At 46.5% G+C, this 25,554-nt stretch carries 20 protein-coding genes; 7 read left to right on the top strand and 13 right to left on the bottom strand.

Annotated elements, in window-relative coordinates; genetic code table 11:
* Positions 1–48: 48 nt before the first annotated feature.
* On the bottom strand, positions 49–3,660 hold the full coding sequence (pulA, locus tag AOT11_RS17460; protein WP_017421708.1) for a pullulanase-type alpha-1,6-glucosidase: 3,612 nt from the start codon (positions 3,658–3,660) through the stop codon (positions 49–51).
* 422 nt (positions 3,661–4,082) lie between these two features.
* Here pulA and AOT11_RS17455 point away from each other — a divergent pair, with 422 nt between their 5' ends.
* The 5 genes from AOT11_RS17455 (at position 4,083) to pdxY (ending at position 10,155) form a co-directional block, all read left to right on the top strand.
* A complete protein-coding gene (locus AOT11_RS17455) occupies positions 4,083–4,313 on the top strand; it encodes a hypothetical protein (protein WP_015727366.1) in 231 nt (76 codons plus the stop codon).
* Positions 4,314–4,502: 189 nt separating this feature from the next.
* Positions 4,503–4,949, top strand: coding sequence for a helix-turn-helix domain-containing protein (locus tag AOT11_RS17450; RefSeq protein WP_011082126.1), 447 nt, complete (start codon positions 4,503–4,505; stop codon positions 4,947–4,949).
* A 412-nt stretch (positions 4,950–5,361) separates the two neighbouring features.
* Entirely contained in the window at positions 5,362–7,542 is a 2,181-nt protein-coding gene (gene speF, locus AOT11_RS17445; protein WP_017421710.1) for an ornithine decarboxylase SpeF, read from the top strand.
* Positions 7,543–7,607: 65 nt separating this feature from the next.
* Complete coding sequence (potE, locus tag AOT11_RS17440) at positions 7,608–8,918, top strand: putrescine-ornithine antiporter (protein WP_017421711.1); 1,311 nt, start codon at positions 7,608–7,610, stop codon at positions 8,916–8,918.
* 364 nt (positions 8,919–9,282) lie between these two features.
* Complete coding sequence (gene pdxY, locus AOT11_RS17435) at positions 9,283–10,155, top strand: pyridoxal kinase PdxY (RefSeq protein WP_017421712.1); 873 nt, start codon at positions 9,283–9,285, stop codon at positions 10,153–10,155.
* Between the two features lie 53 nt (positions 10,156–10,208).
* Here pdxY and sstT read toward each other — a convergent pair whose 3' ends face one another.
* From sstT to AOT11_RS17370, 12 genes are all read right to left on the bottom strand, one after another.
* The gene (gene sstT, locus AOT11_RS17430) at positions 10,209–11,429 is read right to left on the bottom strand and encodes a serine/threonine transporter SstT (RefSeq protein WP_017421713.1); all 1,221 of its coding nucleotides are present in this window, start codon (positions 11,427–11,429) and stop codon (positions 10,209–10,211) included.
* A 326-nt stretch (positions 11,430–11,755) separates the two neighbouring features.
* Positions 11,756–12,817: a ribosome small subunit-dependent GTPase A gene (rsgA, locus tag AOT11_RS17425; RefSeq protein WP_017421714.1), complete on the bottom strand. Its 1,062-nt coding sequence runs from the start codon at positions 12,815–12,817 to the stop codon at positions 11,756–11,758.
* Positions 12,818–13,129: 312 nt separating this feature from the next.
* Positions 13,130–13,579, bottom strand: a complete 450-nt coding sequence (locus tag AOT11_RS17420; protein WP_017421715.1) for a copper chaperone PCu(A)C — start codon at positions 13,577–13,579, stop codon at positions 13,130–13,132.
* A 1-nt stretch (position 13,580) separates the two neighbouring features.
* Entirely contained in the window at positions 13,581–14,180 is a 600-nt protein-coding gene (locus tag AOT11_RS17415; RefSeq protein WP_026050601.1) for an SCO family protein, read from the bottom strand.
* A complete protein-coding gene (locus AOT11_RS17410; protein WP_017421717.1) occupies positions 14,177–14,620 on the bottom strand; it encodes a hypothetical protein in 444 nt (147 codons plus the stop codon). Before AOT11_RS17410 ends, AOT11_RS17415 begins: the two co-directional genes overlap by 4 nt.
* A gap of 135 nt (positions 14,621–14,755) precedes the next feature.
* Positions 14,756–15,676, bottom strand: coding sequence for a polyprenyl-phosphate transporter (locus AOT11_RS17405; RefSeq protein WP_026050600.1), 921 nt, complete (start codon positions 15,674–15,676; stop codon positions 14,756–14,758).
* Between the two features lie 465 nt (positions 15,677–16,141).
* Positions 16,142–16,948, bottom strand: coding sequence for a TrmB family transcriptional regulator (locus AOT11_RS17395; protein WP_017421719.1), 807 nt, complete (start codon positions 16,946–16,948; stop codon positions 16,142–16,144).
* A 55-nt stretch (positions 16,949–17,003) separates the two neighbouring features.
* Positions 17,004–17,897, bottom strand: a complete 894-nt coding sequence (locus AOT11_RS17390) for an ROK family protein (RefSeq protein ID WP_017421720.1) — start codon at positions 17,895–17,897, stop codon at positions 17,004–17,006.
* Positions 17,898–17,902: 5 nt separating this feature from the next.
* On the bottom strand, positions 17,903–19,681 hold the full coding sequence (locus AOT11_RS17385) for a glycoside hydrolase family 13 protein (protein ID WP_017421721.1): 1,779 nt from the start codon (positions 19,679–19,681) through the stop codon (positions 17,903–17,905).
* Between the two features lie 14 nt (positions 19,682–19,695).
* Positions 19,696–20,529, bottom strand: coding sequence for a sugar ABC transporter permease (locus AOT11_RS17380; RefSeq protein WP_017421722.1), 834 nt, complete (start codon positions 20,527–20,529; stop codon positions 19,696–19,698).
* A 2-nt stretch (positions 20,530–20,531) separates the two neighbouring features.
* Positions 20,532–21,815, bottom strand: coding sequence for a carbohydrate ABC transporter permease (locus AOT11_RS17375; RefSeq protein ID WP_017421723.1), 1,284 nt, complete (start codon positions 21,813–21,815; stop codon positions 20,532–20,534).
* Between the two features lie 2 nt (positions 21,816–21,817).
* Positions 21,818–23,047 (bottom strand): sugar ABC transporter substrate-binding protein, encoded by a 1,230-nt coding sequence (locus tag AOT11_RS17370; RefSeq protein ID WP_017421724.1) that lies wholly within the window; start codon positions 23,045–23,047, stop codon positions 21,818–21,820.
* Positions 23,048–23,448: 401 nt separating this feature from the next.
* Between AOT11_RS17370 and AOT11_RS17365 the strand changes: the two genes are divergently transcribed.
* Positions 23,449–24,486, top strand: a complete 1,038-nt coding sequence (locus tag AOT11_RS17365) for a hypothetical protein (protein WP_017421725.1) — start codon at positions 23,449–23,451, stop codon at positions 24,484–24,486.
* Positions 24,487–24,519: 33 nt separating this feature from the next.
* Complete coding sequence (locus AOT11_RS17360; RefSeq protein ID WP_017421726.1) at positions 24,520–25,530, top strand: UDP-3-O-(3-hydroxymyristoyl)glucosamine N-acyltransferase; 1,011 nt, start codon at positions 24,520–24,522, stop codon at positions 25,528–25,530.
* Positions 25,531–25,554: the final 24 nt, after the last annotated feature.

Below are 25,554 nucleotides of genomic sequence, written 5' to 3'. Positions count from 1 at the left end.
ATGCGGGCGTTGTCTTTTCTTACTGGTTGCGTTTTCTACTACTAGAACTTAACGCAGCTTCTCAAAGACCGCGACAGACCAAGCGGGAACCGTGAGTTTGCCATTCACGACTTGAGCCACTTTATCTTGGTTCTTCGCCAGTGAGTCATTGCCCGCATTGGTTTGCACTGCATGGAGCGTGTAGCCCGCTGCATCAAACTTGGCAAAGTCACTGACCATGCTTGGCGACGCGTTCACCACAATCACCATGCCATCGCGTTTAGCATCAATGGTGGCATCGTGCTTATCACCGCTGTTGTCGATGCTCATCACGATAAGCCCTGGTGTTTGCTCTGCGCCTGTGTTGTGGAACGCAACGCGTTTGATGATTTCACTGCCTTTGCCTAGGGTAAACAGACCAGAAGAAGCACGTAGTGCGGCCAGTTCGTTGAAGAACTTATCCATGTTATCGATGTCTGTGGCACTTGGCATGGCGTGATCGCTTGAGCCAGTGATCACGGCATCGATGATCGCCCAGTTGCTGCCGTCTTTGTCTTCGCGTGGCAGGCCAACATTCCAGTTGTTGTCTTGCTTAGTGAAGTCAACGCGGTTGTACCAATCGCCTGAGTCATACGAGTCGCGCTGCATCGATTTAGAACGCAGTAACTCGCTGCCCATATGGATAAATGGTACGCCTTGGCCAAGCATCGCGGTAGACAAACCAACCGCTTGCATACGTGTGCGCTCTGCGGCCGTGGTCGCATAGGCAATCTTGTACTGGTTGTTGTCCCACAGGGTTTGGTTGTCATGTTTGGAGACGTAGTTCTGGATTTCCCACGCATCTTGCGCGTAACCCGCGGGTTGACCGTTGTAATCCAACTCAGCACCAGTGATCGCTTTGCCTTTGCTATCGGTGAATGGGAAGGCTTTTAAGTTGCCTGCCATGCCCAAACGAGTCAGATCGGCAAGGTGCAGCGCGGTTGTCTTCAGCGCCGCGTTTTGCTCGTTCTTCTCATTCACTTGAACGTAAATACCGTTACCAAAGCCTTGATTTGAACGAAGCGAATCTTGGCTGTCGAATGGGCCACCGCCGCGGACTGCGTCACGAAGACGATCCGAGAATGAACCAATGCCCGTACCTGCAAGGTTTAACTGAGTGGCTTGTTTGAACATGCGATCGTTACCCACTTCACCGAAGTTCCAACCTTCACCGTAGAAGTAGACATTTGGATCGACGGCTTTGGCAGCAGCCAAGGTTTGCTTCATTTGCGCCAGTGGGTGGTGGCCCATCAGATCCCAGCGGAACGCATCGATCTTGTACTCTTTCACCCAAGTGCTAATGGAATCGTCAATCAGCTTGGCAAACATTTGGTTTTCCGGCGCCGTGTTAGAGCAACAGGTCGATTGCTCCACCGCACCTGAGAACTCGTTGAGGCGTTGGTAGTACCAAGGCACAATGCGATCCAAGACCGATTTGGACGATACCCCTGATTCGTTGGTGTGGTTGTAGACCACATCCATCACCACGTTCATGCCGATCTCTTTTTTCACCGACATCACCATTTCACGGAACTCTTTGATTCTCACCATACCTTCAGCATCCGATGAATAAGAACCTTCTGGCACCGTGTAGTGGAATGGATCGTAACCCCAGTTAAATGAGTCTAGGTTGCGCACATGGCTGTTCAAACGTTGTACTACCGCGCTCTCTTTGCTGTCTTTTTTTGCCAGTGTTTCAAACACGGTGCTCAGCGTTTCATTGCTGTCGCAGTAGTTGCCGAAATCGGCATCGTTTTTCACGCTTGCATCCAGTTCACACAACTTAGCAAATGGCTGATTGATGTTCGCCACTTTGGTTGGGTCTTCATTGATGGTCGCAATATCAAAGGTCGGCAGTAGATGTAAGTGTGTAACGCCCGATTGAGCCAGTTTTTTGAGATGCTCGACAGGCGCAGCACCTGCTTGAGTAAAGGCTTTGTACTTGCCACGATTGGCTTCGGCCGTTGAGTCATCCAGTGCTGAGAAGTCACGAATGTGCGCTTCATACAAGACAAACTCGGCTGGGTTTGCTTGGTTGTGTGGTGCAGAAAGTGCGTCCCATCCCGACGGTTTCAGCTCCGCGTTGGCCAGATCCACCACTTGACTGTATTCCGAGTTCATCGAGAGGCTCAAGGAATAGGGGTCGGTCACTTGGTAGGTTTCGACCTTGTCTGTAGCCGGGTGGTAAACCGTCACTTCGTAGCGGTAGAAATCACCGTGTTTGAGTGCGGTGTTTTCTGCTACCCAGGCTCCGCTGGTGGCATCAAATGTCATTGTGATGGCGGTTTGCGCTTGCTTTTCAGCATTGTACGGGATCAGCTTGACGCTCTGCGCCGTTGGTGCCCAAAGGCGGAATGTGGTGGTGCTGTCTGGGTTAATCACCGCACCATAACTGAGCTTGGTCGCGGCCGCGGCGTAGAGTGCATCTAATGCGCTGGCAGGTTGGACTTCGGTTGCTTTAATGACGCCTGTCGCATCGCTGGCCACCAAGATCAATTGACCTTTCAGCAGATCTTTCAGCGTGTTACCTTCGCCACTGAAGTCCATTTCAAAACCGATAAAATCGTTGCTCAGATGTGGCTTGGTTTTGTTCCAATCGGCGCTCGCTGCTTTGCTTGAAGTGATTTGTTTGGTTGCACCCGTGACTTTTTTGCTGGCGCTATCGAAAGCCAGTTCACCGCTTTCTGAGTAGTAGAGTGTGACGCTGGTGGCGTCTTTGGCGTTGACTAGAATCACGCTGTCATCGGCAAAAATCGCGCTTGCGCCCGCTAGCTCCACTTGTGCCACAGGCTTTTGTGCCAATGCGGTGTAGTACACCTTGTTGGTGCCTTTAAACACAAACGCGACATTGCCAATCGCGGTGGTTTTATCAAACTCAAACTTAAGGTCTGAAGTTTGGTAGTCGCCGTTGGATTTGTTGTTTGGAATGATGTTGATGCAACCCTCTGCGCCTTTCACTGGCAGATCCCAATAGGGTCCGTACACATCACTAAAGCCGGTGGGTTCCATACCTGGCCATGAAGTGTCGTTGCCATCAAAAGCGCCACAGGTGTCGTTGTTCCAAACATGTAAGGTGAAGTGCCCTTCATCACCATCTGGCGTGTTCATGTAAACGCGTGCCGTGTTGGCCGGGATGTCAGAAGTTGAGATCAGCTCTGGGTAAACGGCGGCCACACCTTGTTGGGTGTAGACGGCGTTATTTTTGCCTGTTTGGGTCAGATCGAGTTTGGCATCGAACTCGCCAAGGGGCTTATCGTTGCCAACGCGAGGAATAAAGTTGATGCACTGGGTCGCTTCGCTGCGCACTTGCAGATCCCAGTAGGCACCAAACTTATCGTCTACGCCAGTGGGTTTAATACCTGTGCCCCAATCATCATGGCCTTCGTCGGTTTCGGCGTAGCCACCACAGGTGTCGTTATTCCAAACGTATAACGTCGCTTTGTCGTAAGCGCTGCTGTCAGCTGCTGCTCGAGTTGCAGTTTCGCTCGCTTTGAAATAGACACGAGCCACTTTGCCAGTGTCTGGTTGTGGATTCGCCGTCTCTCCATCGTTAGAAGAGTTACAGCCAATGAGCAGTGAGGTTGCCATTATAGGCATGATGGCTTTCGCCAGCAGAGATAAGTTGAAAGGTTGTTTGTTCACGTTCTATATCCATATGCGTAATTATAAAAAAGCCCAGATATGCTATGAATTTCGTTTGCCAGCAAAATGTGAGAAAAATCAGCAAAGATTTTTGTTATTGATAAATAACGCAATGCAGGTATGGGGATCACGAATGGTAGAAGGAGAAGGCGTGAAATGATGCACAAATTTAGGGCGTAGAAAGGGGGAGGATGAGGCGATTTTGTGAGCGATGCACGGAGGAAGATGTGCCGGAAGCTAAGTCACCCTCTCCGCTCAATGCGGAGCAGTTCACGATTTTTATCCGAGTTGTTTTTTATTGAAAATTAAGATCAACGTAATCACCAAAAAGCGCTTACAGTCTGTTATTGAGGAAATGCGCCGCATGGGGGCAGATTGGATGCGGCTGAATGGTTCATGATGGTTGCATGGGAGCGATACAGATGGCTATGGTTGCTGAATGCTGGCAGACAATAGCACGCCATTTTTTGACGAGTTTGCTGGTTATTTATTCGCATCGTCAACAGCATTGGTTACGAGTGATTGATGATGGTGAAAACTATGTAAAAAGGGGGGGATTCCCTCTTTATAAAATGCAATGTTTAATGCTCAATAAGTGGAAGTATTTAACCATTCTATGGTTTTTCTTTATTTGTATAAGTGAAAATATTTAATCATGTTTAATGTAAATAATGATTTTACTAAATTGTGCTTGTTGATTTTAAAATCAATTAGTAGCATGATAATAAAAAACAAATAGAACATACTGTTCGAATAAATACAATTGGAAGTGACTTTTATTGCATGTTTCAACAATGAACAGAGTACAACGTACTCGGTTTATTATTATTAGAGATTTGTGTATGTTGAGAATTATAAGTGCAGATAAGTTCATCTCTTCTCGGTTTATCTTGGAATACAGCAAAGTGGAATTTGCCTCTTTGTTGGGAGTCTCTGTTGCCAAAATAACCAATATAGAGAGTGGAAAATCTTCAATTCCCCCTGTTTACGACTACGCCATCAATTATCTACTCAGTGAACATCCTTTTAAGGAGAGTGCCATGGAAGCGTTATGCTCCCATGAAACACTTAATTTTGCTCGCCGTATAGACACTAATAACAAGGTCCAAAGGTTGTCTTGTAAGCGTTGCGATAGCCGTCGGTTGCACGTTATGGCAGGCATGAGTGGGTTGTACTTTGTTGAATGTATGGACTGCAAGCATACGATGTACTCATCGGGTATCGCTGTGAAACGGTATCTACAGTGGTCGAACAATGGCGTTAAGCTGGATAGTCATCTATTTAACTGATCTTGTTTCTTTTCCCTACAATAAATGAAAAGCCATTAGCAGAAATGTTGATGGCTTTTTTGTTTGCGGTTTATAAAATGTTAAATGGTATGTTTTTATTTCTCGCTAATAAATCAAAAACGAACAATATAGAGTGATGAAAATCGCAAAATTTTATTTTCTTTTGATTCTGTTTCTATTTGTCACTGGTTTGGTCACATAATTTTTTATCTGAATTTAAATTTAATCTCAATCCAATATCATTGGCTTATCAAAAGGAAAGTGATAAAGATCTCGAAATTTTATTTCGAGTAAATAAGGTTTTTAATTATGAACGAATAATCACGAAATTTGTTTTTTAAATTTTAAATCTAAATTCCATTTGTAATATCTGTGCTTGTCGTTTTTAAAGAACAAATAAGAGATATTTCAAATGAAGCGTTTAGTTATTGGTGTTAGTAATTACATGCCAGAAGATTTTAGTTTATTAGCTGAATCTTTAGATGAACAATTTAATCGTCATCTTCATCCTTTAGAGCAAGTAGAATTAACCGATGTTGGTGCTGCCATTATTACGTCGGCAGATATTAAAGCGGGCCTGCACAAAGTCATTTCCGAAACAGGTTATGGTATTCCGGTATTTTTGGTGACGGACGCCACCCCAGTGTCAGCTGAAGATTACGTATGGTTAACCGGCGTTATCGATTTAGAAAGACAATCCATCGAATACTACAGCCGCCAAATCAATGAAGCGGTAACCAAATACGAATGCCGCCTATTGCCGCCTTTCTTCAAACAACTGACGCACTACGTGGAAATGGGCAACTCCGCCTTTGACTGTCCAGGACACCAAGGCGGTCAGTTCTTCAAAAAACACCCGGCGGGCAAGCAGTTCTACGATTTTTTCGGTGAAAACCTATTCCGTAGTGACTTGTGTAACGCGGACGTGGATTTAGGTGACTTGTTGATCCACGAAGGTTCTGCACACCAAGCTCAAGCGCACGCCGCAAAAGTGTTCAACTCAGACAAAACCTACTTCGTCCTCAACGGCACTTCGGCTTCAAACAAAGTGGTGTGTAACGCGTTAGTGACCGAGGGCGACTTGGTGATGTTTGACCGTAACAACCACAAATCAAACCACCACGGCGCATTAATCCAAGCGGGTGGCACGCCTGTTTACCTAGAGACAGCGCGTAACCCTTGGGGCTTTATCGGTGGTATGGATGAGCACTGCTTTGATGAAGAGTACATCCGCGCCCAAATCGCCAAAGTGTCGCCCGAACGTGCGCGTGATACGCGTCCATTCCGTCTTGCCATCATCCAATTGGGTACTTACGACGGTACGATCTACAACGCACGCTACGTGATGGATAAGATTGGTCACCTATGTGACTACATCCTATTCGACTCGGCATGGGTGGGCTACGAGCAGTTCATTCCTATGATGAAAGACTGTTCGCCACTGCTACTGGATCTGAAACCAGAAGATGCGGGTGTGATCGTGACTCAGTCTGTTCACAAGCAACAAGCTGGCTTTTCTCAAACCTCGCAAATCCACAAAAAAGACCACCACATCAAAGGTCAGGCTCGATACTGTAACCACAAACGCTTCAACAACGCGTTTATGATGCATGCGTCAACCTCACCGTTCTACGCGCTGTTCTCGGCATTGGATGTCAACGCGAAGATCCACGATGGTGAAGCGGGTCTGCGCCTATGGCGTGATGCGGTGAAGACGGGTATCGAAGCGCGTAAAGAAATCCTCAAAAGCTGTGAGCTGATCCGTCCGTTCATTCCTGACCAAGTCGATGGTCAGCCATGGGGCAGCTACGATACGGATGTCATCGCCACCAACAAGAAATTCTTTATGTTTGAGCCAAACGCAAGCTGGCACAAATTCGAAGGTTACGGCGAAGGCCAATACTTCGTTGACCCATGTAAATTGCTCTTAACCACCGCCGGTATTGCGGAAGATGGCAGTTACGCAGACTTTGGTATTCCTGCCACGTTATTGGCGAACTTCCTACGTGAAAACGGCATCATCCCAGAGAAGTGTGACTTGAACTCTATCTTGTTCCTTCTCACACCAGCAGAGGACATGGGTAAGATCCGTCATCTTGTGGCGCAAATTAACCGCTTCGAGAAATTCATTCGTGATGATGCGCCGCTAAACATCGTGCTGCCTCGCGTTTACGAAGCGAACAAAGAGCGCTACCGCGGCTACACCATTCGTCAGCTCTGTCAGGAAATGCATGACATGTACAAAGAGCTGAACGTGAAACAGCTACAAAAAGCGATGTTCCGCAGCGAATACTTCCCAACCATGGTGCACAAACCGGATGTGGCAACACGCAAATACTTCCGCGGCGAGTGTGATTACTTGCCGCTGAAAGAAGCGGTAGGTCGTGTCGCTGCAGAAGGTGCGCTTCCTTACCCTCCAGGCATTATCTGTGTGATCACGGGCGAAATCTGGACACAACAAGTGGTCGATTACTTCTTATCTCTAGAAGAAGGCATCAACCGATTCCCAGGCTTCGCACCAGAGATTCAAGGTGTCTACCTAGAAGACGTCAATGGCCGCACCACCGCCCATTGTTACGCCCTTAAAGATTAATCTACCCCGTTCGCATCGTGACTTGGTTGTCGCGGTGCGAACCGTTTATTCGTGGAGAATAATTTATGAGTACTGAAACCAAAAAAATGTCGGTGGTGCAATTGACCATTCTGACGTTCATTAACATGGCTGGCTCGGGCATCATCATGTTGCCAAGTAAGTTAGCGCAAGTAGGCACGATTTCGATTCTATCTTGGCTGATCACCGCGGCGGGCTCATTGGCTCTTGCTTATGTCTTTGCAAAGTGTGGTCGTTTTAGTAAGCGTGATGGTGGGATGAACGGTTATGCCTCGTACGCGTTTGGTAAATCGGGTGCGTTTATGGCGGGTTGGACCTACGGCTTGTCATTGTTGATTGCCAACATTGCGATTGCGATTACCTGTGTCGGTTATGGCTCGGCTTTCTTCGAAGTGACTTTGTCGCCAGTCGAAACCTGTCTGTACACCATCGCTATCCTTTGGATCTGTACCTTCGCTAACTTTGGTGGTGCGAAGATCACGGGTCAAATCGGCTCGTTTACGGTTTGGGGCGTTATCCTTCCTGTGTGTTCTTTGGGAATTGTGGGTTGGTTCTGGTTTAACCCAACCATGTACGTAGAAGCGTGGAACCCACATCATCTGCCATTTGGTGAAGCGGTGAGTGCATCCATTGCGATGACTCTTTGGGCGTTCTTAGGTTTGGAATCGGCTTGCGCCAACTCCGATGCGGTGGACAACCCAGAAAAGAACGTGCCGATTGCAGTATTGGGCGGTACGCTGATTGCGGCGGTGGTTTACATTGTTTCAACCAACATCTGTTCTGGCATTGTGGCGAATGCTGATCTTGCGGCATCGACAGCGCCATTCTCAACCGTATGGACAGTGATGCTAGGCTCAACCGCTGGCAAAATGGTCGCGGGTATGGCGGTACTGGCTTGCGCCGGTTCACTACTGGGTTGGCAGTTCACTATCGCGTCGGTATTCAAATCCTCTTCGGATGCTGGCTTCTTCCCAAAACTGTTCTCAGAAGTTGATAAACGCGGCACGCCCATCAAAGGGATGGTGGCCATCACGGTTATCCAATCGGTGTTGTCTTTAATGACTATCTCACCCACATTGAACGAGCAGTTTGAAGCGCTGGTGAACCTTGCGGTAGTAACCAACGTGATTCCTTACATTCTCTGTATGGGCGCAATCTTCATCATGCAGCAAGTAGCGCACGTGCCTGAGCGCGAAATGAAAACCACCAACATCATCGCTTTGGTTGGTTCTCTCTACAGCTTCTACGCGTTGTATGGTTCGGGCTACGAAGCCATGATGTGGGGTTCAATCGTTACCTTCCTAGGTTGGAGTGCTTATGGCTTGATCGCGGCCAAGCACGAACCTTTAGCCAATTAAACATCATCGAGAAAGAGCCTTCCCCAACTTAATGTGGAAGGCTCGTTTTTTCATTTTATGCGTGACCATTGACGACACGGTGAAAACTGATTTTCAACAATTAGCAGACGCCAATCCCTCAAGCGGCTGTTACACTCGACGCCGATACCTTTGTAGTTGCTTGAGCGAGTTGACGAGTGTTTGCCCTCCCGCTTGAAAAGACAGAGAGAAATCAAGAGTCAGGTATGGATGACCAACTCTCAGCCCATTCGCTTCAGAATTGAGTTCGAGAATCTTGGTTTGTCGAATACACTACTGGTTTCGTAAATTGAGCGCTTGCCGCTGTCTTTGAACTATTGATAACAACAAGAAGAGGTCTGGTACTATGCAAGGTATCCTCTCCATCCAGTCACACGTTGCTTATGGCCATGCCGGTAACAGCAGTGCTGTCTTCCCAATGCAACGCATGGGCTTTGAAGTGTGGCCGATCCACACGGTTCAATTTTCTAACCACACCCAGTACCAAGAAGGTTGGACCGGTCGTGCGTTTTCGGCTGATGACATCAGCGAACTGGTTCGTGGCCTTAACAATATTGGTGCACTTGAGAAGTGCCAAGCGGTACTGACTGGCTATCAAGGCAGTGCTGAGCAATGTCTGGCAGTCGAAGAAACCGTCACCAAAGTCAAACAAGCAAATCCTGAAGCGCTTTATGTGTGTGACCCCGTGATGGGCGCGCCAGACAAAGGCTGTATTGTCGCGCCGGGGATTGCGGAAAACTTATTAAACCGCCTCATGCCAATGGCGGACGTGATTGTGCCTAACCAGTTCGAGTTAAGCCAATTTGCCGAAATGGAAATTCACACGTTGGATGATGCGTTCAACGCTTGCCAGCGTGCACTAGTAAAAGGTCCTAAAGTGGTGTTGGTGAAACACCTTTACTGTTTGTCGGATGATAGCTTCAATATGCTACTTGCGACGCAAGAAGGTACTTACCTAGCGAAGCGCCCTCATTTTGAATTTGCTAAAGCCCCGGTTGGCGCGGGCGATTTGATTTCGGCGATTTTCACTGCGGGTCTATTGAAAGGTTGGACGCCAAAACAAGCCTTCCAGCACTGTCACGATGCGTGCTACGGCGTGCTGAACGCGACTTACCAAGCGGGCGAATGGGAACTGCAAACCATCGCTGCGCAGCAAGAATTTGTTGAGCCTAGCAAGCACTTTCCGCTGGAAGAAGTTACGTTGAAAACGGTTGAATAGAAAAAGGAGCCATGTAGGGCTCCTTTTTTTTTGAGACTAACGGAGAGTCACAGTTAACCTTTTGCTTTCTGCGCTTCTGACTCGCAGACAGCAGCAGTAAATACCACGTCCGTTGAGCTGTTTAGCGCCGTTTCAGCAGAATCTTGAATCACACCGATGATGAAGCCAACCGCGACCACTTGCATCGCGATGTCGTTTGAAATACCAAACAGGCCACACGCAAGTGGGATCAGGAGCAAAGAACCGCCAGCAACACCAGATGCACCACAAGCAGACACTGCGGCAACGACGCTCAGTAGAAGCGCTGTCATCAAGTCTACTTCGATACCCATGGTATGAACGGCAGCCAGCGTCAGTGTGGTGATAGTGATGGCCGCACCCGCCATGTTGATGGTTGCACCCAGTGGGATAGAGACAGAGTAAGTATCTTCGTCTAACTTCAGTTTTTCACACAATGACATGTTCACAGGGATGTTTGCCGCGCTCGAACGGGTGAAGAAGGCCGTTACACCACTTTCACGTAGGCATTGGAACACCAATGGATATGGGTTTTGCTTGGTTTTCGCGTAAACCATAGCTGGGTTAACGATCAACGCAATGATCGCCATAGCGCTCAGCAATACCACCAATAGGTGAGCGTAGCCAGCTAAGGCATCGAAACCTGTAGTAGCGAATGTAGACGCCACTAAGCCAAAGATACCAAATGGCGCAAGACGAATAATGAAGCGCACGATGTGAGAAACACTGTGGCTCAGGTCTTCAAATACCGCTTTGGTGGTGTCTGATGCGTGGTGAAGTGCCAAACCAAGGCCGACACCCCATGCCAAAATACCAATGTAGTTCGCGCTCATTAGTGCATTAACTGGGTTATCAACCAACTTGAACAGCAAGGTTTTGATCACTTCCATAATGCCTTGAGGAGGATTTGCCCCTTCAGCGCCAGTGACCAAGGTTAATGTCGTCGGGAACATGAAGCTCAAAACAACGGCTGTCAGAGCTGCAAAGAAGGTGCCCGCTAGGTACATCACAATGATAGGACGCATATGGGTGTGTTGGTTTTTCTTTTGATTAGCGATAGACGCGGCGACCAAAATGAAAACAAGAATTGGAGCGATCGCTTTCAGTGCGCCGACAAACAAGCTGCCCAGCATGCCGACACTTTCCGCTGAGCTTGGTGAAACTAAGGCCAGCGAGATACCGAGGATGATACCGACTAAAATTTGGATCACCAGATTGCCTCGGGCAAATCGGGCGATAAGACTGTTATGTTGCATACATCATTCCTGCATTTATCAGAATTATAGTTATCCCCTTGCTACTTGAAGCAGAAACATCAAGTTGCGTGAGGATATTTGAATAATCGTTTTATAAAAGTAATAAAAATTCAGCCATTTTTATGCTGAATGGAACCTATAGTAGCTTGGTAATATTTTGTGTCTAGTTTTAGTTTGTTTTTGGGGTTATTGTTTGTTCAATGTTGTGATGCATGGTTAAAAATGTTGATGCGAGGTAAATTTGCCGCGACGATTGGTAAGAGGAAAGCATAACCAAAGTGAATGATTGCCCACTTTGGTTATGAAAAAGTTACTAACCGTTGAGGTTAATAGGTGGTTTTGAGTTTTTGCTTGTCACTTTGAATATGACGACACATTTTGCCAAATTGCTTCATTCGGCTCCTTTGCTCTGCAAACGTTGAAGCGTTGTAGGCCTGTTCTCGTTGCAGCTTAAAGTAGTTTTGTAAACGTCGGGCTTCTAGTGTGCCACAGTCAATCGCTTGTTGAACTGCGCATCCTGGCTCTTGCTGATGCTGGCAATCTTTAAAGCGACAGTGCTGCGCGAGCGTTTCGATCTCAGCAAACGTCTCGCTGACGCCCTCACGACAATCGGCAAGCTGAAGTTCACGCATTCCCGGTGTATCGATGATCAATGCGCCGTCAGGGATCATATGAACAGAGCGAGCCGTGGTGGTATGGCGGCCTTTGCTGTCATCTTCACGAATCCCACCGGTTTGTTGGGTTTCTACACCAAGTAAGGTATTGGTGAGTGTGGATTTACCCACACCGGAAGAACCAATAAAGGCCACTGTTCTGCCTTTGGCACACCAAGGTTGTAATGCCGCGACGCTAGCAGGGTCGAGCGCATTCACTGCCTCTACCCATAGCGCTGCACTGAGTTGCTTAACCTGCGTGATGTTTTGCTCTGCCTGCTGAGATAAATCGGCTTTGGTGAGGACCACCACAGGCTCGATGTGCGCTTCTTTTGCAATGCTCAAATAGCGCTCAATGCGGCTGAGGTTAAAGTCATCATTGAGCGAGCAGACGATAAACAGTGTATCGACATTGGTGGCAATCAACTGCTCCGCGATTTTACTGCCAGCCGCTTTGCGACTGAGTTCGCTTTGGCGTTCAAGTAGACGTTTAAACTGTTGCTGATCATCGAGCAAAACCCAATCGCCAACCGTCATTTTCGGTTGTGCATGGTGAATGGCAAGGTGAAAGCGTCCTTGTTCACTGCAAAGCTGATAACCACTGCGATGATGGGCGATCACTCGGCAGATTTGCGTATTTTCATAATCTTCAAGCGTCAGTTGTTGTTGAAAAAATGGTTTCCAGCCTAGTTGAGTCAAAGTGTAAGGCTGAGAAGACGTCATTGTGTTGTTCATTGCGAATTTTCCCGGTGCGCAAAAGCACCCACTAAGTAATAGCTTCAGGGTTTCATTCGTAAATCAAATAGAATCACCCCGGTTTGACCGGGCAAATTGAGAAGGGAAGGGAGAAGTCGCGTAATGCGATAATAAAATTGAAAACGGACTTTCCGTTAACCCAACCATGCCCTTTGAGTTTGGTTTGTTACAATCATCAGAATTCCTCCAGTTAGTGATAGAAACCGCATGAGTATACGTTGCATAAAGAAAAGGAGCAAACTGAGTTGCTCCTTTTTTGCACTTTGCTTTTTGGTTGCGGCTGGCGAGGGCTTAATGGCCTGAGTGCTGCATGCCTTTCATCACTTTTTTCACTGGCGCTTGGAAGGTCATCTTTTCACCGTTGGCGAAAGTCACTGTGACATCGATCTGCTCACCTTCATTCAATGGCGCTTTGAGATCAAACAGCATGATGTGAAGGCTGCCCGGTTTGAGCACGGTTTTGCCTTTCGCTGGGATTTCAATCGATTCAACTTGACGCATCTTCATCACATCGCCTTCTTTGATGACGTCATGCAGTTCCACTTTGCCTGCTGCTGGCGTTTCTGCGGCAACAATCGTACGCACGTTGTCACTGCGGTTCATCAGTTCCACAAAGACCGCACTGTTCACGGCACCCGGGGCCATCGCTCGGGCATAAGGGTGGTGAGCCATGAGATCCATTTGCGCGCTAACCAACGGGCTGACAAGTAGTGCGGCAAGCGCGAGAGCTTTAAGTTTCATCCTAATTTCCTTGGGTTATCGTTTTTATTGCTTCGACAATCGGAGCGGGAGTTAAGGTGTGTGGCACTTTGGTGATCAAGGTGCCATCGGGCTGCAAAAAGTAGAAGTAAGAGCTGTGATCGAGCGTGTACTTCAACTCTGAGTCTTTCAATTCTGTTTTGCGGAAAATGACTCCGTAGCGTTTGGCCAGTTCCGTGGTGACCTCCAGTGAAGAAGAGAGCCCTTCAATCATTGGGTGGAAATAGTGGGCGTACTGCGCAGAAAGCTTTGCGTCATCACGCTCTGGATCGAGCGAAATAAACAGAGGGCGCAGCTTCGCCTTGGTAGCATCGTCCAACTCGTTTAAAGCGCCAGAGAGCATCGCCAAAGACGTCGGGCACACATCTGGGCAGCGCGTAAAACCAAAATAGACTACGCGGATGCGTGTATCTTCCGTGTCAAAAATGTTCACCGCTTGCCCGTCTTGACCATAGAGCATTGCGGCTGAGTGCGTTGGTGGTGTGGCTTCGTTTTCCACTTTACCTTGCAGATCCAAATAGCTTTTGAGTGCAAATCCAAGCACAAAAGCGACCACCAGAAAGAGAGACCAATTTTTACTCATCGTTGCATCCTTATTGCAGGGTAAACCGTGGTAGTACCGTCGGTAAGCTCGCCTAACCACGTCATGGCGTCGGTAGTGCAAACAGGCAGAATCACTTCACCGGAATAGTGGCCTGGCGAAGTTTGTTTAAGCACAAACTTTGGCTTGCCCATGTCCATCTCTAAGCCACTAAGAGTGAGCACTAATTGCGGTTCTTTGCTAGAGGGCCATTCGACACGAACTTCACTGGCCACCAACGGTTGCGCGGTATCGTTGCTTAGCGTCATGCTCACTGCTTGCTGCGTGCAAGCTTGGGTTGAGAGCATGCAATAGTCCTCTAACTTAGGCGCAGATTGAGTCACAGCGGTTGTGTCGGATGAAAACAGCTGGACGATATCTTTAGCAAAGAATCCGCCCGAGAGAGCGAGGATAAACGCGATAATTTTCAGTATGTTGTTCATTGTTTTTGAAGCAGGAAGAAGCGTGAGGCGATCCTACCACATTCCATTTGAAACACTGCGACAGCCGTTGAAAATTGTGCGTTAGCAATAAAAAAGCGGAGAGGATTCTCCGCTTTGAACTGATTTAGGTTGGGGTTATTTTGCGTTGGCTTCGGCAAACTTCTCTAAGCCCAGCACCAAAGCAATGGCGACCAGCGCCATGATAATCGCCATCACCCATTGCGAAGGTTGCGAGGTCAGCGCTTCGAACTCAAAAGGTGACAGGTTGTGTTGCACTAATGGCACTTGCTCACCTTTAGAATTCAAACGCCAGCTAATGGTCTCTTTCCAAGGCCAAATTTTCGGCAGTGTGCCGATCATCAATCCCGTTAAGAACATCAGAGTGAAATCGCGGAACTTGCGCAGCAGCCATGACAACACGTGAGAGAAAGTCAGCAGCCCTGTCACACAGCCCACTAAGAACAGCGCCAGAATATCGACTTGGAAGCTCTTAACCGCGCCAAGAACCGGCGCGTACATACCGATAAGCAGCAGAATAAAGCTGCCCGAAATACCCGGCAGAATCATCGCGCAAATCGCAATCGCCCCCGCAATCAAGACATTGATGGACGTGGGTTCTAAATGAAGTGGTTTAAGCACGGTAATGCTGTAGGCAAACGCGATGCCGAGAAACAACAGAGCGAAACGAGTGAGGTCTTTTTTCTCAACCTGTTTGAGGATGTGATAAACCGACACCAAGATGAGGCCAAAGAAAAACGACCAAATTGGAATAGGGTGATTGGCCAAAAGCCAAGTGATCAGTTTGGCAAGCGTTGCGATGCTGGTCAGTACGCCACCAAACAAAGCGATTAAGAAAAAGCCGTTAATGTGGTTGAACGCCGCCTTAAAGCCTTCTGCACGCCAGATTTTTATCACGCCAGGGTTAATGCGACGAATGCTTTCGAGCAAGGTGTCATAGATACCGGTAATAAACGCGATGGTGCCACCAGAGACACCTGGCACCACGTCGGCGGCGCCCATCGCTAAACCTTTTAAGAAAGTAAACAAATAATTCATGTCGTAGAAATCGTAAAAAAGCAGTGCAGCGAGTATACCCAGATTCATGTCAAAAAAGTATGAAATTACGTGGACATAACGCTCCTTGCCTTCGAACAATGGTCACGATTCTTATCTTTTATATTCATCGTGCAAAATTTAAGCGCAACTGTATTCACAATGGCTATTTGCATAGTCATTTGCAAAATGCTTTTGCAAAATGCAAAAATTATTTTAGCAAGAGTTAATATATGGGATATTCAGCCCAAAAATAGCCCTTTTAAAGTTGGCATGATTAATGCATAATACTTGTCGACCCTTATTAAGCCGAGGGTCACCTAGCCAACTGACGTTGTTAGTGAATACACATTGTTCACATCATACATAAGCCAATCGCACTCATTTTGCGGTTGGTTTTTTTTTGCTTGTGATTTGGGAGATGGATGACAGGCAGGACGTTTGCTCTGCCTGTAAAAAGCGGAAGGCTCAAGAAGGTATGTGGACTTGCTGACGATCATCCACAACCATGTCATTTTCGAGCTCGTGAATGGTCGCGATACGGCAACGTTTCTCAGGGTCTAACTTTTCATACTCAGTGAGATAAATGTCGCTGTGGATGTGCTCGGCCATCATTTTCACAATCAAGCGATTGTTAGAATACAGCCCTTGAGTTTCCTGGCGGTGTGAAAACATCATCGCTTGCTTCATATCCACCACGAGCATAAATCGGTGTGAAGGATAGCGTTTTTCGCTTTGCTCTGAGCGCGAGTACAACTCCACTTTAGGGTGAGGGATAGCGAGTCGGTTAAAGGAGAAAACAATCACTCTGACGCCGCGCTCAATCGCTTGGCTGATCTCTTCTGAGAGTAACTCTAGATGAAAATCGGTATTGAGGTAAATTTCCACCTGAGCGAGGTTTAGCATCTCTCTGGCTTTTTGCAGAAGGTTTTCAAACCCAGTCACGTTGTAGATGAACTCTTTCTCTTCTTGCAGCATCATGCGAGAGAGCTCTTTCTTCAAAATTTGAATGTTTTCAATCGTCTTTTTTTCAATTTGGTTGAAGATTAAATCGGGCGACTTCGCTTCATATTCTTTTGTTTCTCCATCAGACATAAAAATGCAGCCATTTTTGTAAAGATTATCGATGGAAGAATAAACAGAGGATCGTGATAAACCGATCTCTTTGGCAATTTTGTATCCGCTTGCTCGGCCATTTTTTAGCAAATTGATGTAAACCAAGGCGTCGGTCTTAGTAAAACCGAAATCCATCAATTTTGTTACCAGCTCTGTCACGGGGGCTCCTCGGTACTGATTCACGCTTTTATATTCCTATGTAGGTTATCACTCATCACGCAGTGAATGTAGAGACTTGTCTTGGATTTATGTCGCACATTGACGCTGCTCCATGGGCAAATCGATACTCGTCTACTGGTAAGCACTGTATGTTGAGTGAGTAGTCAATCGCGCAATGGCGACTTAAGGTGCTTTTTAGGTTAAGAGCAAGATCGTCATTCTGGATTAAGCTACCACTTAGCAGCAGCAAGCTTGGCTGGAAACGCAGAATAGGCTCAGTCAGTGCGCGCGCCAGTTGGTCAATCCATATTCGATAGATTCGAATGGCCCATGATTGTTGATTAGCCACATTTTGTAGAATGTCTTGATAACCCAGAGTTCGAAGCGAAAGCTGATGATACTGTCGCTCAATGCCTTTTTGAGTTAAGTACTGTCTATGACATTCATCTGAACCACAGCAGCAGAGAGGCGTTAAGCCGTCAATGAGGCTTTGATAATTTTTAAGTGGCTTATGAGCCCAAGACAATTGCAACGTATTTCCAATCCACTGCTCGTCATTTTGGTTGGTGGTCATGCAAAGTTCGCAGCTATCATCTAGAACCGCACTTAGAATGTTCCCTTTAGGAAGATGACTTACTTGGCTTAGAGCAATGATAGCACTACTCATTTGGCTGCATGGCACTGGCAATGATTGTGCAAGGACTCTAGGCAAGTTGTTGTTTGCTGTCAGCGTGAATTCGTCTTTCCAGCAATCTTCCATCACATTGAGGCCTGCCATTGAGATGCTCCCAAACATTCGTTGCATATTGGCAGTCATGTAGCTAAGGGTGCTTGCTGCTTGCAATGGTGTGCTTGGAGTCCTGACTTGAGTGCGATAGAGAACGTTTTGATTATCTAACAAAACGCCTCGTATCCAGTGTGAATCAAGTGATAAGCCAAGTTTGATCATGTGCTTTATGACACCGTTAATAGCAGGTAGCCGTATGGGCTTAACGAGATTGTTTGCTCTTCAAACATCACCTCAACATAACAGTCACTATTGTTGAGGAAAAATTGAGAGTCTCCTCTTTGGTAGCTAATGATGTCGGGGTGGTTAATATTTAACCAGCAAAGGTCAGGGGCATTCCACTCGGGGTTCGTTTTACGCCAAGTGATCAGTTGTTGGATGAACGCTTTGAACTCCAGATCTTGCTCGTTGTTATCCCAAGTCATGCATTTTCGGTTGAGTTCAAGCCCCATTCCACGTTTTCCATCCATGCCAATTTCGCCGCCATAGTAAAGACAAGGAGAGCCAACCTGGCTGAACATGAATAGATAAGCGAGTTTGGCTTTACGCTTGTCATTCCCACATAAACTCAATAAGCGTGTAGTGTCATGGCTTTCAAGCAAGTTAAACATTGCTTCGTTTACGTTACGCGGATACGCCAAGTAGGCGCGAGTCACCGCGTTCATAAATGTGGTTTTGTCGTCGGCACCCAGAGCAAAAAAATCGGTAATGGCTTGAGTGAGGGGATAATTCATCAGCGAGTCGTATTGATCGCCTCTTAGCCAAGGCATTCCTTCGTGCCAGATTTCTCCGAGTATGTAACAATTTGGTTTGATCTCTTTCACGACCTGACGAAAATCGCGCCAAAATGCGTGATCAACTTCATTCGCCACGTCCAAACGCCAGCCATCAATATCAAATTCTTCCACCCAATGGCGGGCTACATCTAATAGATAGGCGCGACAGTCTGGGTTTTCGGTATTCAGTTTTGGCATTTCTGCCACGTTACCAAACGTTTCGTAGTTGAGATTGCTGTAGTCCCACTGAGACTTTGGCTTATCAGGATAAACGGGGAACTGTTTAATCCAGAACCAGTCTGCGTAAGCGGATTGTTGGCCTTTTTTCACCACGTCTAACCACAAAGGAGATTGATCGCCAATGTGGTTAAAAACTGCGTCCAACATCACTTTCATACCGCGAGAATGCGCTTGTTTTACTAAGGCTCTAAAAGCTTCGTTACCACCAAAATGAGGATCCACATTGTAATAGTCGACGGTATCGTATTTGTGATTTGCGTTAGCTGTAAAAATAGGACAAAAGTAGAGTCCATTGACCCCCAACTCTTGTAAATAATCGAGTTTATCAATCACTCCCCAAAGATCTCCTCCCATGAAGTTATCGCTTTTGGGCTCGCTTCCCCAGGGTTGTACATCCGAAGGTGAAACCTCTGGGCGGCCATTGCAAAAGCGTTCTGGGAATATTTGATACCAGATGGTGTTACGTACCCAATCTGGTGTTTTCAATACGTCTTTGGGGTTGATAAACGGAAAGCAGAAAAAATTACTTAAATTACTCAACTCTCTTTCTGCGTCACGCGGAGCGTGAATATCCACACAGCGTTTTTCACCAAAGAGCAGTTTTTCTCCGTGTTTCCCGTACAGGATAAACCCATAACGAGCGCGTTTTTTGGGTGGAGAGAATTCGGCAAACCAATGGTCGTGGTGCTCCGTTTGTCCCTCAAGCACCATGTTAACCTCCGTACCTCCAATCCAGCCATGTGCATCGCTGCCACCTAGGTTACCGCCATCTAAGCCACCTTCGGCCCATTGGTAAGGATCGCCAATCCATAGGGTGACGCGATCAATTTCGTTTTTTGCACTGCGAAAACGGATGTGCAACGTCTCATTGTTATAGGCGTAGCTGTCCGCACTTTTTGCCAAGTGAGTTAGTGAGCTTCTAGTAATCATAATTATTCCTAAAGTTATTCTTTTACTGCGCCACTGACTAAGCCAGTTGTAATGTGTTTTTGTGTGGCAACAAACAGCAAGGTGATCGGTACAGCGACCAGCAACGAACCTGCCGCGAATAAAGTGAAGTTTTCTGCTGAGTTAGAAGAGATCCAACTGAAGATACCAATTGCCAAGGTCATTTTCTCTTCGCTACGCAGAATCAGTGTTGGCAAAATGAAATCCATCCATGGGCCTGTGAAGGAGACGAGTGCGACAAATACCAGTATGGGCTTGGCAAGAGGCAAGATGATTTCGAGGAAGATGGTCATATGGCCAGCACCGTCGATTTTTGCCGCTTCATCAAGTGAGGTAGGTATTGCATCAAAGTAACCTTTTACCAACCAGGTCATGAAAGGCAGGGAGCCCGTTACGTAAACGAACAACAAACCGAGATAGGTATCAATCAACCCCATCTTAGACAGCAAAATGTAAATTGCGGTCATCGAGAGAAACGCAGGGAACATCTGTAACACTAAGATGCTCATGAGTACGTTTCGTTTTCCCTGAAAACGGTATCGAGAGAACACAAATGCCGTCATAGTGACAATCACTAAAGAGATCAACATATTGGCTGTTGCGAGCATAAAAGTGTTTTTGTACCAATCTAAATATGGTGTGTCGGTAAACAGTGTTTGGTAGTGGTCTAAAGTGAAGGCCCATTCACCAAACGATGAACTGAACAGGTTATTGCCGGGTTTAAATGACGCGAGGATGGTCCATAGCACCGGGCCTAAAACCAAAAGGGCATTTAACGTCAAAAAAAGATAGACGATCACGGTCCCCAGTTTTTCTAATACACGACTCATAGTTACATCCCCACATCGTCTTTAAAGGATTTCATACGACGGAACTGCCATATCGCGATGACGGATAGGAAGAGGAAGATGACGATCGAAATCACCGACGCAATTTGGTACTGCTGGAAGTCTAAGGTGAGTTTGTAAATCCATGTGATTAAGATGTCAGTGTGACCAGCAAAGCGATATTCCGGGTTGATAGGGCCACCTTCTGTCAGCAAGAAAATTGCACCGAAGTTATTGAAGTTATGCGCAAAGGTCATCACCAATGATGGAGCAACTTGATGAAGTACCATTGGTAGCGTGACTTCTCGAAATTGCTGAAACTTACTGGCTCCATCCACTTCGCTCGCTTCATAAATATCGCGTGGAATGTTGGTTAATGCGCCAGCAATCAGCAACATAAAATAGGGGGCTCCTACCCAAACGCTCACGGCGATCACCGTCAGTTTTGCCAAAAATGGGTCGGAGAGAAAAGCGACCGATTCGAATCCCCAAGAATTCAGTGTGGCGTTGATTGGGCCGATGCCATTCAACAACAAGCGGAACATCAATAAGGTGACAAAGGCTGGAATGGCATAAGGCAGAATAAAGATAAAGCGCCACAGTTTTTTCGCTTTGATGTTGCGATTCTCCAGTGCCAGAGCTAAGACAAAACCAAAACCACAGGTGCACACTGTGGCAGCGATGGCCCATATTACCGTCCACGTAGCCACGCCGACGAACGTGCTCGACCAGATTTTCAACTCAAATAAGGTGAGGAAGTTCTTAAATCCGACCCAATCCACCAAGTTTCTCGGAGGAATATGGTGTGGTGATGAGTAGTTGGTAAATGAAACCAAGACCGTAATAGCGATCGGCATGATAATGAAAGCAATACTGGCAACAAAGGCTGGTGACAGCACGATGAACGCGAATTTTTCTTCATAAATTGATTTCGCTTGTTGCGCAACGCTTAGGTGAGAGACGCGACATTGCTTGGCGTCTCTCACGTTCATGAAATAAATCACAAGGAAGAGGAAGAGGAAGAGTGTGGCAATGACCCCCTCTACCAGCATAAAGATCGAATTGTCACCTTGGATGACCTTGAAGCCCTGACGAGTTTGGGCAACGTCACCTAGTGTGATCAATCCTTTCAGTGCGCTGGCCATGTCAGGTAAATAGACAATGAACGTGCATTGGATAGTCAGCAATATTGCCCCTTTCACCCAATGTCTGTTAGCCAGCTGGGTTGCGCCCATGATCAACCAAGAGGAATGCAACGTGGGGATTTTGATGTTTTGAGACAACAGCATGATTACTCCTGAAATGCGATCTGCTCTTCGATGATCGCTTTAGCATGATCAAGCACTTTCTTAGGGGATTGATCGTTGACCCACATGGCGGTGATCGCACTTGCCATCGGTGACCATAAGTAGCCCATTTCAGGGATAGATGGCATTGCATCGGAATAGAAGCCTTGTGCAATGATGGCGTAGGTTGCTTCGTTAGCATCGACGATGATTTTTTCCATTAGAGCCTGAACGGGTGGGATTGATTTTGTCATCTCATAGCGTTTCATCAACATTTTGTCCGAGCTGAGATAGTCGGCAAATAGCTGAGCCGCTTGTGGGTATTCGCTGTACGAAGAGACGACCGCCAATCTTACCGTCGAAAAGGTACGTGGTTGCTGGCCTTCAAATGTTGGAATAGGAACGACGCCATAATTGACGTTACTGCTGTCATAGCTTTGGATTGCCCAAGGGCCATCAATGATCGCTGCAACTTTTCCTTCGCCAAAGAGCCCGCGTCTCACTTGAGGATTGCGCATATCAACAGGGTTGGAATTATTCGCCGCTTTCAAGCTTTTCATTGCTTCCATTCCTTGCAGTGCAAGCGGTGAATTGATGCCCAGATCTTTAGCATCAGTGCCGTTTTGACCGAATTCGTAAGCCCCATACAAGGTTAAGAACATTCTCGATTCGTAGTAATTTTGAATATCCCAAAGCAACGCATACTTGTTCTCTTTGGCGTTGTTGAATGCTTTGCCAAACGCGATGATTTCTTCAAATGTTTTCGGTGCATTTGGCAGAAGCTCTTTATTGTAAAACAGCGCTAAAGTGGCGTAACTGACAGGGAAGCCATAACTTGCTCCTGCGTATTCTGCTGCAGAAGTGGCATTAGGTAAAAAGGTGGATTTTATTCTCGCTGCAGAAACTAAATTCTCCATTGCGCCACCTGCGACAACGAGGCGACCGAGCAAGTCGTGCTCAATCTCTGCAATATCTGCCACTCGAGCAGAACCACCGTCTTGAATCATTCTCGATGCCGCATCAATGGGGGCTAGCCCACGGAATGAGAATTTAACGTTGTAGCCAAAATCTTGGTTGAACGACTCCGCAGCGTATTTCATGTAGTCGAGTGTTGTCGTATCTGTCCACACCAATAAATCGGCACCAGACTCTGGGGCAATTTCTTGAGCATGTGAAACGACGGGTAACCCAAACAGTGAAGTGATCAGTGCAGCTTTAATCCATGTCTTATTCATAGTGATAGCTCTGTAGTAGTTCAGAATATACTACTAGGTTAGATGCGGCGATTTTTAAGTCAATTAATATTCACGGCTCATACTGTCTAAATGTGATCTTTCTCAACAAAGGTTGTTGTGGTAAGTAATTGCCTTACTGGATGGGTATGTGTGTATAGGTGTAACTTTGGTGGGCAAGAAGTGCGCACAATTTGATTTTACTTTACGCATATTTGTGTATTTTTGTGATTGATGTCACTTAAGTTCGGTGATGAAAGTGATGGGTATCTCATTTGAAGAAAAGTATTGAGGAAAAACAGAATTACATGCTGAAGAATGAGTAGGCGTTCACAGTGAACTACTAAAAATTCAACTAAACAATACAGACGATTTACAACCTGAATGGTTGATAAGGACCTATCGTGAAAAGAACGTTAATTTCTGTCTCCGTGGCAACGGCGCTTGCTCTTTCTTCTTCATCCGTAGTTGCGGCCAGTGGTCGTGGGTTGGATGCAGAAAACAGCTTCTTCGATGAAGCCTTACAGTTCGGTGGCCATATTGGTACTTCTATCGAGTACGAAGATAAAGTCACGGATGGTTTCAATGGCAACAAGAAGAAAGAAAAAACCACCACCAACGAAGTCTTTGGTATCTACTACAACAATGCGCGTTGGAACTTAACCGCGTTGTATTCACTGAAAACACAAGATCGTTCTCAAGTCGAGCCTGGGTATCACGAGAACGAAGATGGTATGAAACATCTTGTGTCGTTGAACAAAGGCTTCGACCTCAGCAATGGTTGGGCGACTGGGGTGATTTACGATCTAGAGTTCACGAAGAGCAAAGTGTATTCACCCTATGTGACGGGCTTGCGTAAAGAGCTCGCCGAGCACAGCTTACGTCCTTATCTCACTTACTTTAACAACGATTACAACTGGGGTTTCTATTCGAACCTTGAGTATCTCTATAGCAAAGAAGATAAAAGTGCTTGGGGGGAACGCATCGAAGAAGGCTACAGCATTCTATTTAAGCCATACAAGCGCTTGGGGAGTTGGGAGCTCGGTGTTGAATTTTACTACCAAATTAAAGACAACGAAGATCGCCAAGCTAGTGGCGGCATAAATGAAATCAGTGACTTCACTGAGAAGTATATCGAACCTATTGTGCAATACAGTTTTGATGATGCGGGTGTTCTTTACGCACGTGTTCGTGTTGGTGAAAATGAAACCAATAATGCTGCCAACAGCGGTGGTGGCAACGCCAATGTTGATTACTTTAAAGATATTCGTAAAGCCACGCTTGGTTATGAACAGGCAGTCGGTGATAACTGGTTGCTAAAAGGTGAATATGAGTATGCGAATGAAATTGAAGAAAAAAGTAAACTGGCTGGATGGGAAGCTAAAAATGAGAGTGAGCTAAAGCAGCATACTCTCTATCTTCAAGCTTTGTACCGCTTTTAACTCAGCGTTCAACCAAATTCATGAGGGGGCGTCATGCTAACCGTTTTAGAAATCGCACAATGTTTGTCTGGCCGTATTGAAGGAGATCGTTCCATCATTGTGGATACCATTCGACCGATACAAAGTCAGCAAACGGGTGGCCTTGCAGTGGTCTTTGCACGGTCAGATCTCAAGTGGGTATCTAAATCGCAAGCGGACGTATTGGTTGGACCTGAAGCCATTCTTCAGAGTTCAGCCAAAGCTCATGTGGTCATTGAACAGCTTGAAGTCGACAAGCTCAATCAGTTGCTTCGATATTACAAAGTGCATAAATATCAGCTCTTTGATCAAGAAAATACCTCAACAATTGAAGGGGTCTACATAGGAAAACATTGCCATATTGGTCAAGGTTGTCACTTCATGCCCGGTGTTCGCATCATGAATGGTGTCACCATTGGTAACAACGTGGCAATTCACGCGAATACAGTGATTAAAGAAGGAACGGTTATTGGTAACAATGTCACCATTGATTCAAACAACTCTATTGGCAACTACAGCTTTGAATATATGTCGGGCAAAGACGGGCAATATCAAAGAGTAGAAAGTGTCGGTAGAGTAGTCATTGAAGATGATGTTGAGATCGGCTGTAACAACACCATAGACCGTGGCACATTAGGCGATACGATAATCGGCCAAGGTAGCAAAATCGATAATCAAGTGCAGATTGGTCACGACTGTCGTCTTGGCAAACACTGCCTGATAGTCTCTCAGTGTGGTTTTGCGGGACACACTATCATGGGAGATCACGTCGTGGCTCACGGGCAAGTGGGCACTGCGGGGCATATTATTATCGGGAGCCACTCCGTTATTAAAGCCAAATCTGGCGTGAGTCATTCCTTTCCTGCTGGTAGCGATTTGTTTGGTTATCCCGCCAAAGAGTCCAAAGCGTATTACCGTAACTTAGCGGTACTCAACAAAATCACCCAGCAATACGAACACATGAAAGCTTCTCGGCCAGAGCAAAAACGCTGGTTTGCTCGGCTGTTTGACAAGAAATCAGCCTAATGGCTGGTGAGGACCAACCATCGC

Source organism: Vibrio vulnificus NBRC 15645 = ATCC 27562 (genome assembly GCF_002224265.1).
Classification (GTDB): domain Bacteria; phylum Pseudomonadota; class Gammaproteobacteria; order Enterobacterales; family Vibrionaceae; genus Vibrio; species Vibrio vulnificus.
The sequence above is the reverse complement of the archived record's forward strand: the minus strand, read 5'-3'. Positions and strand labels throughout refer to the sequence as shown.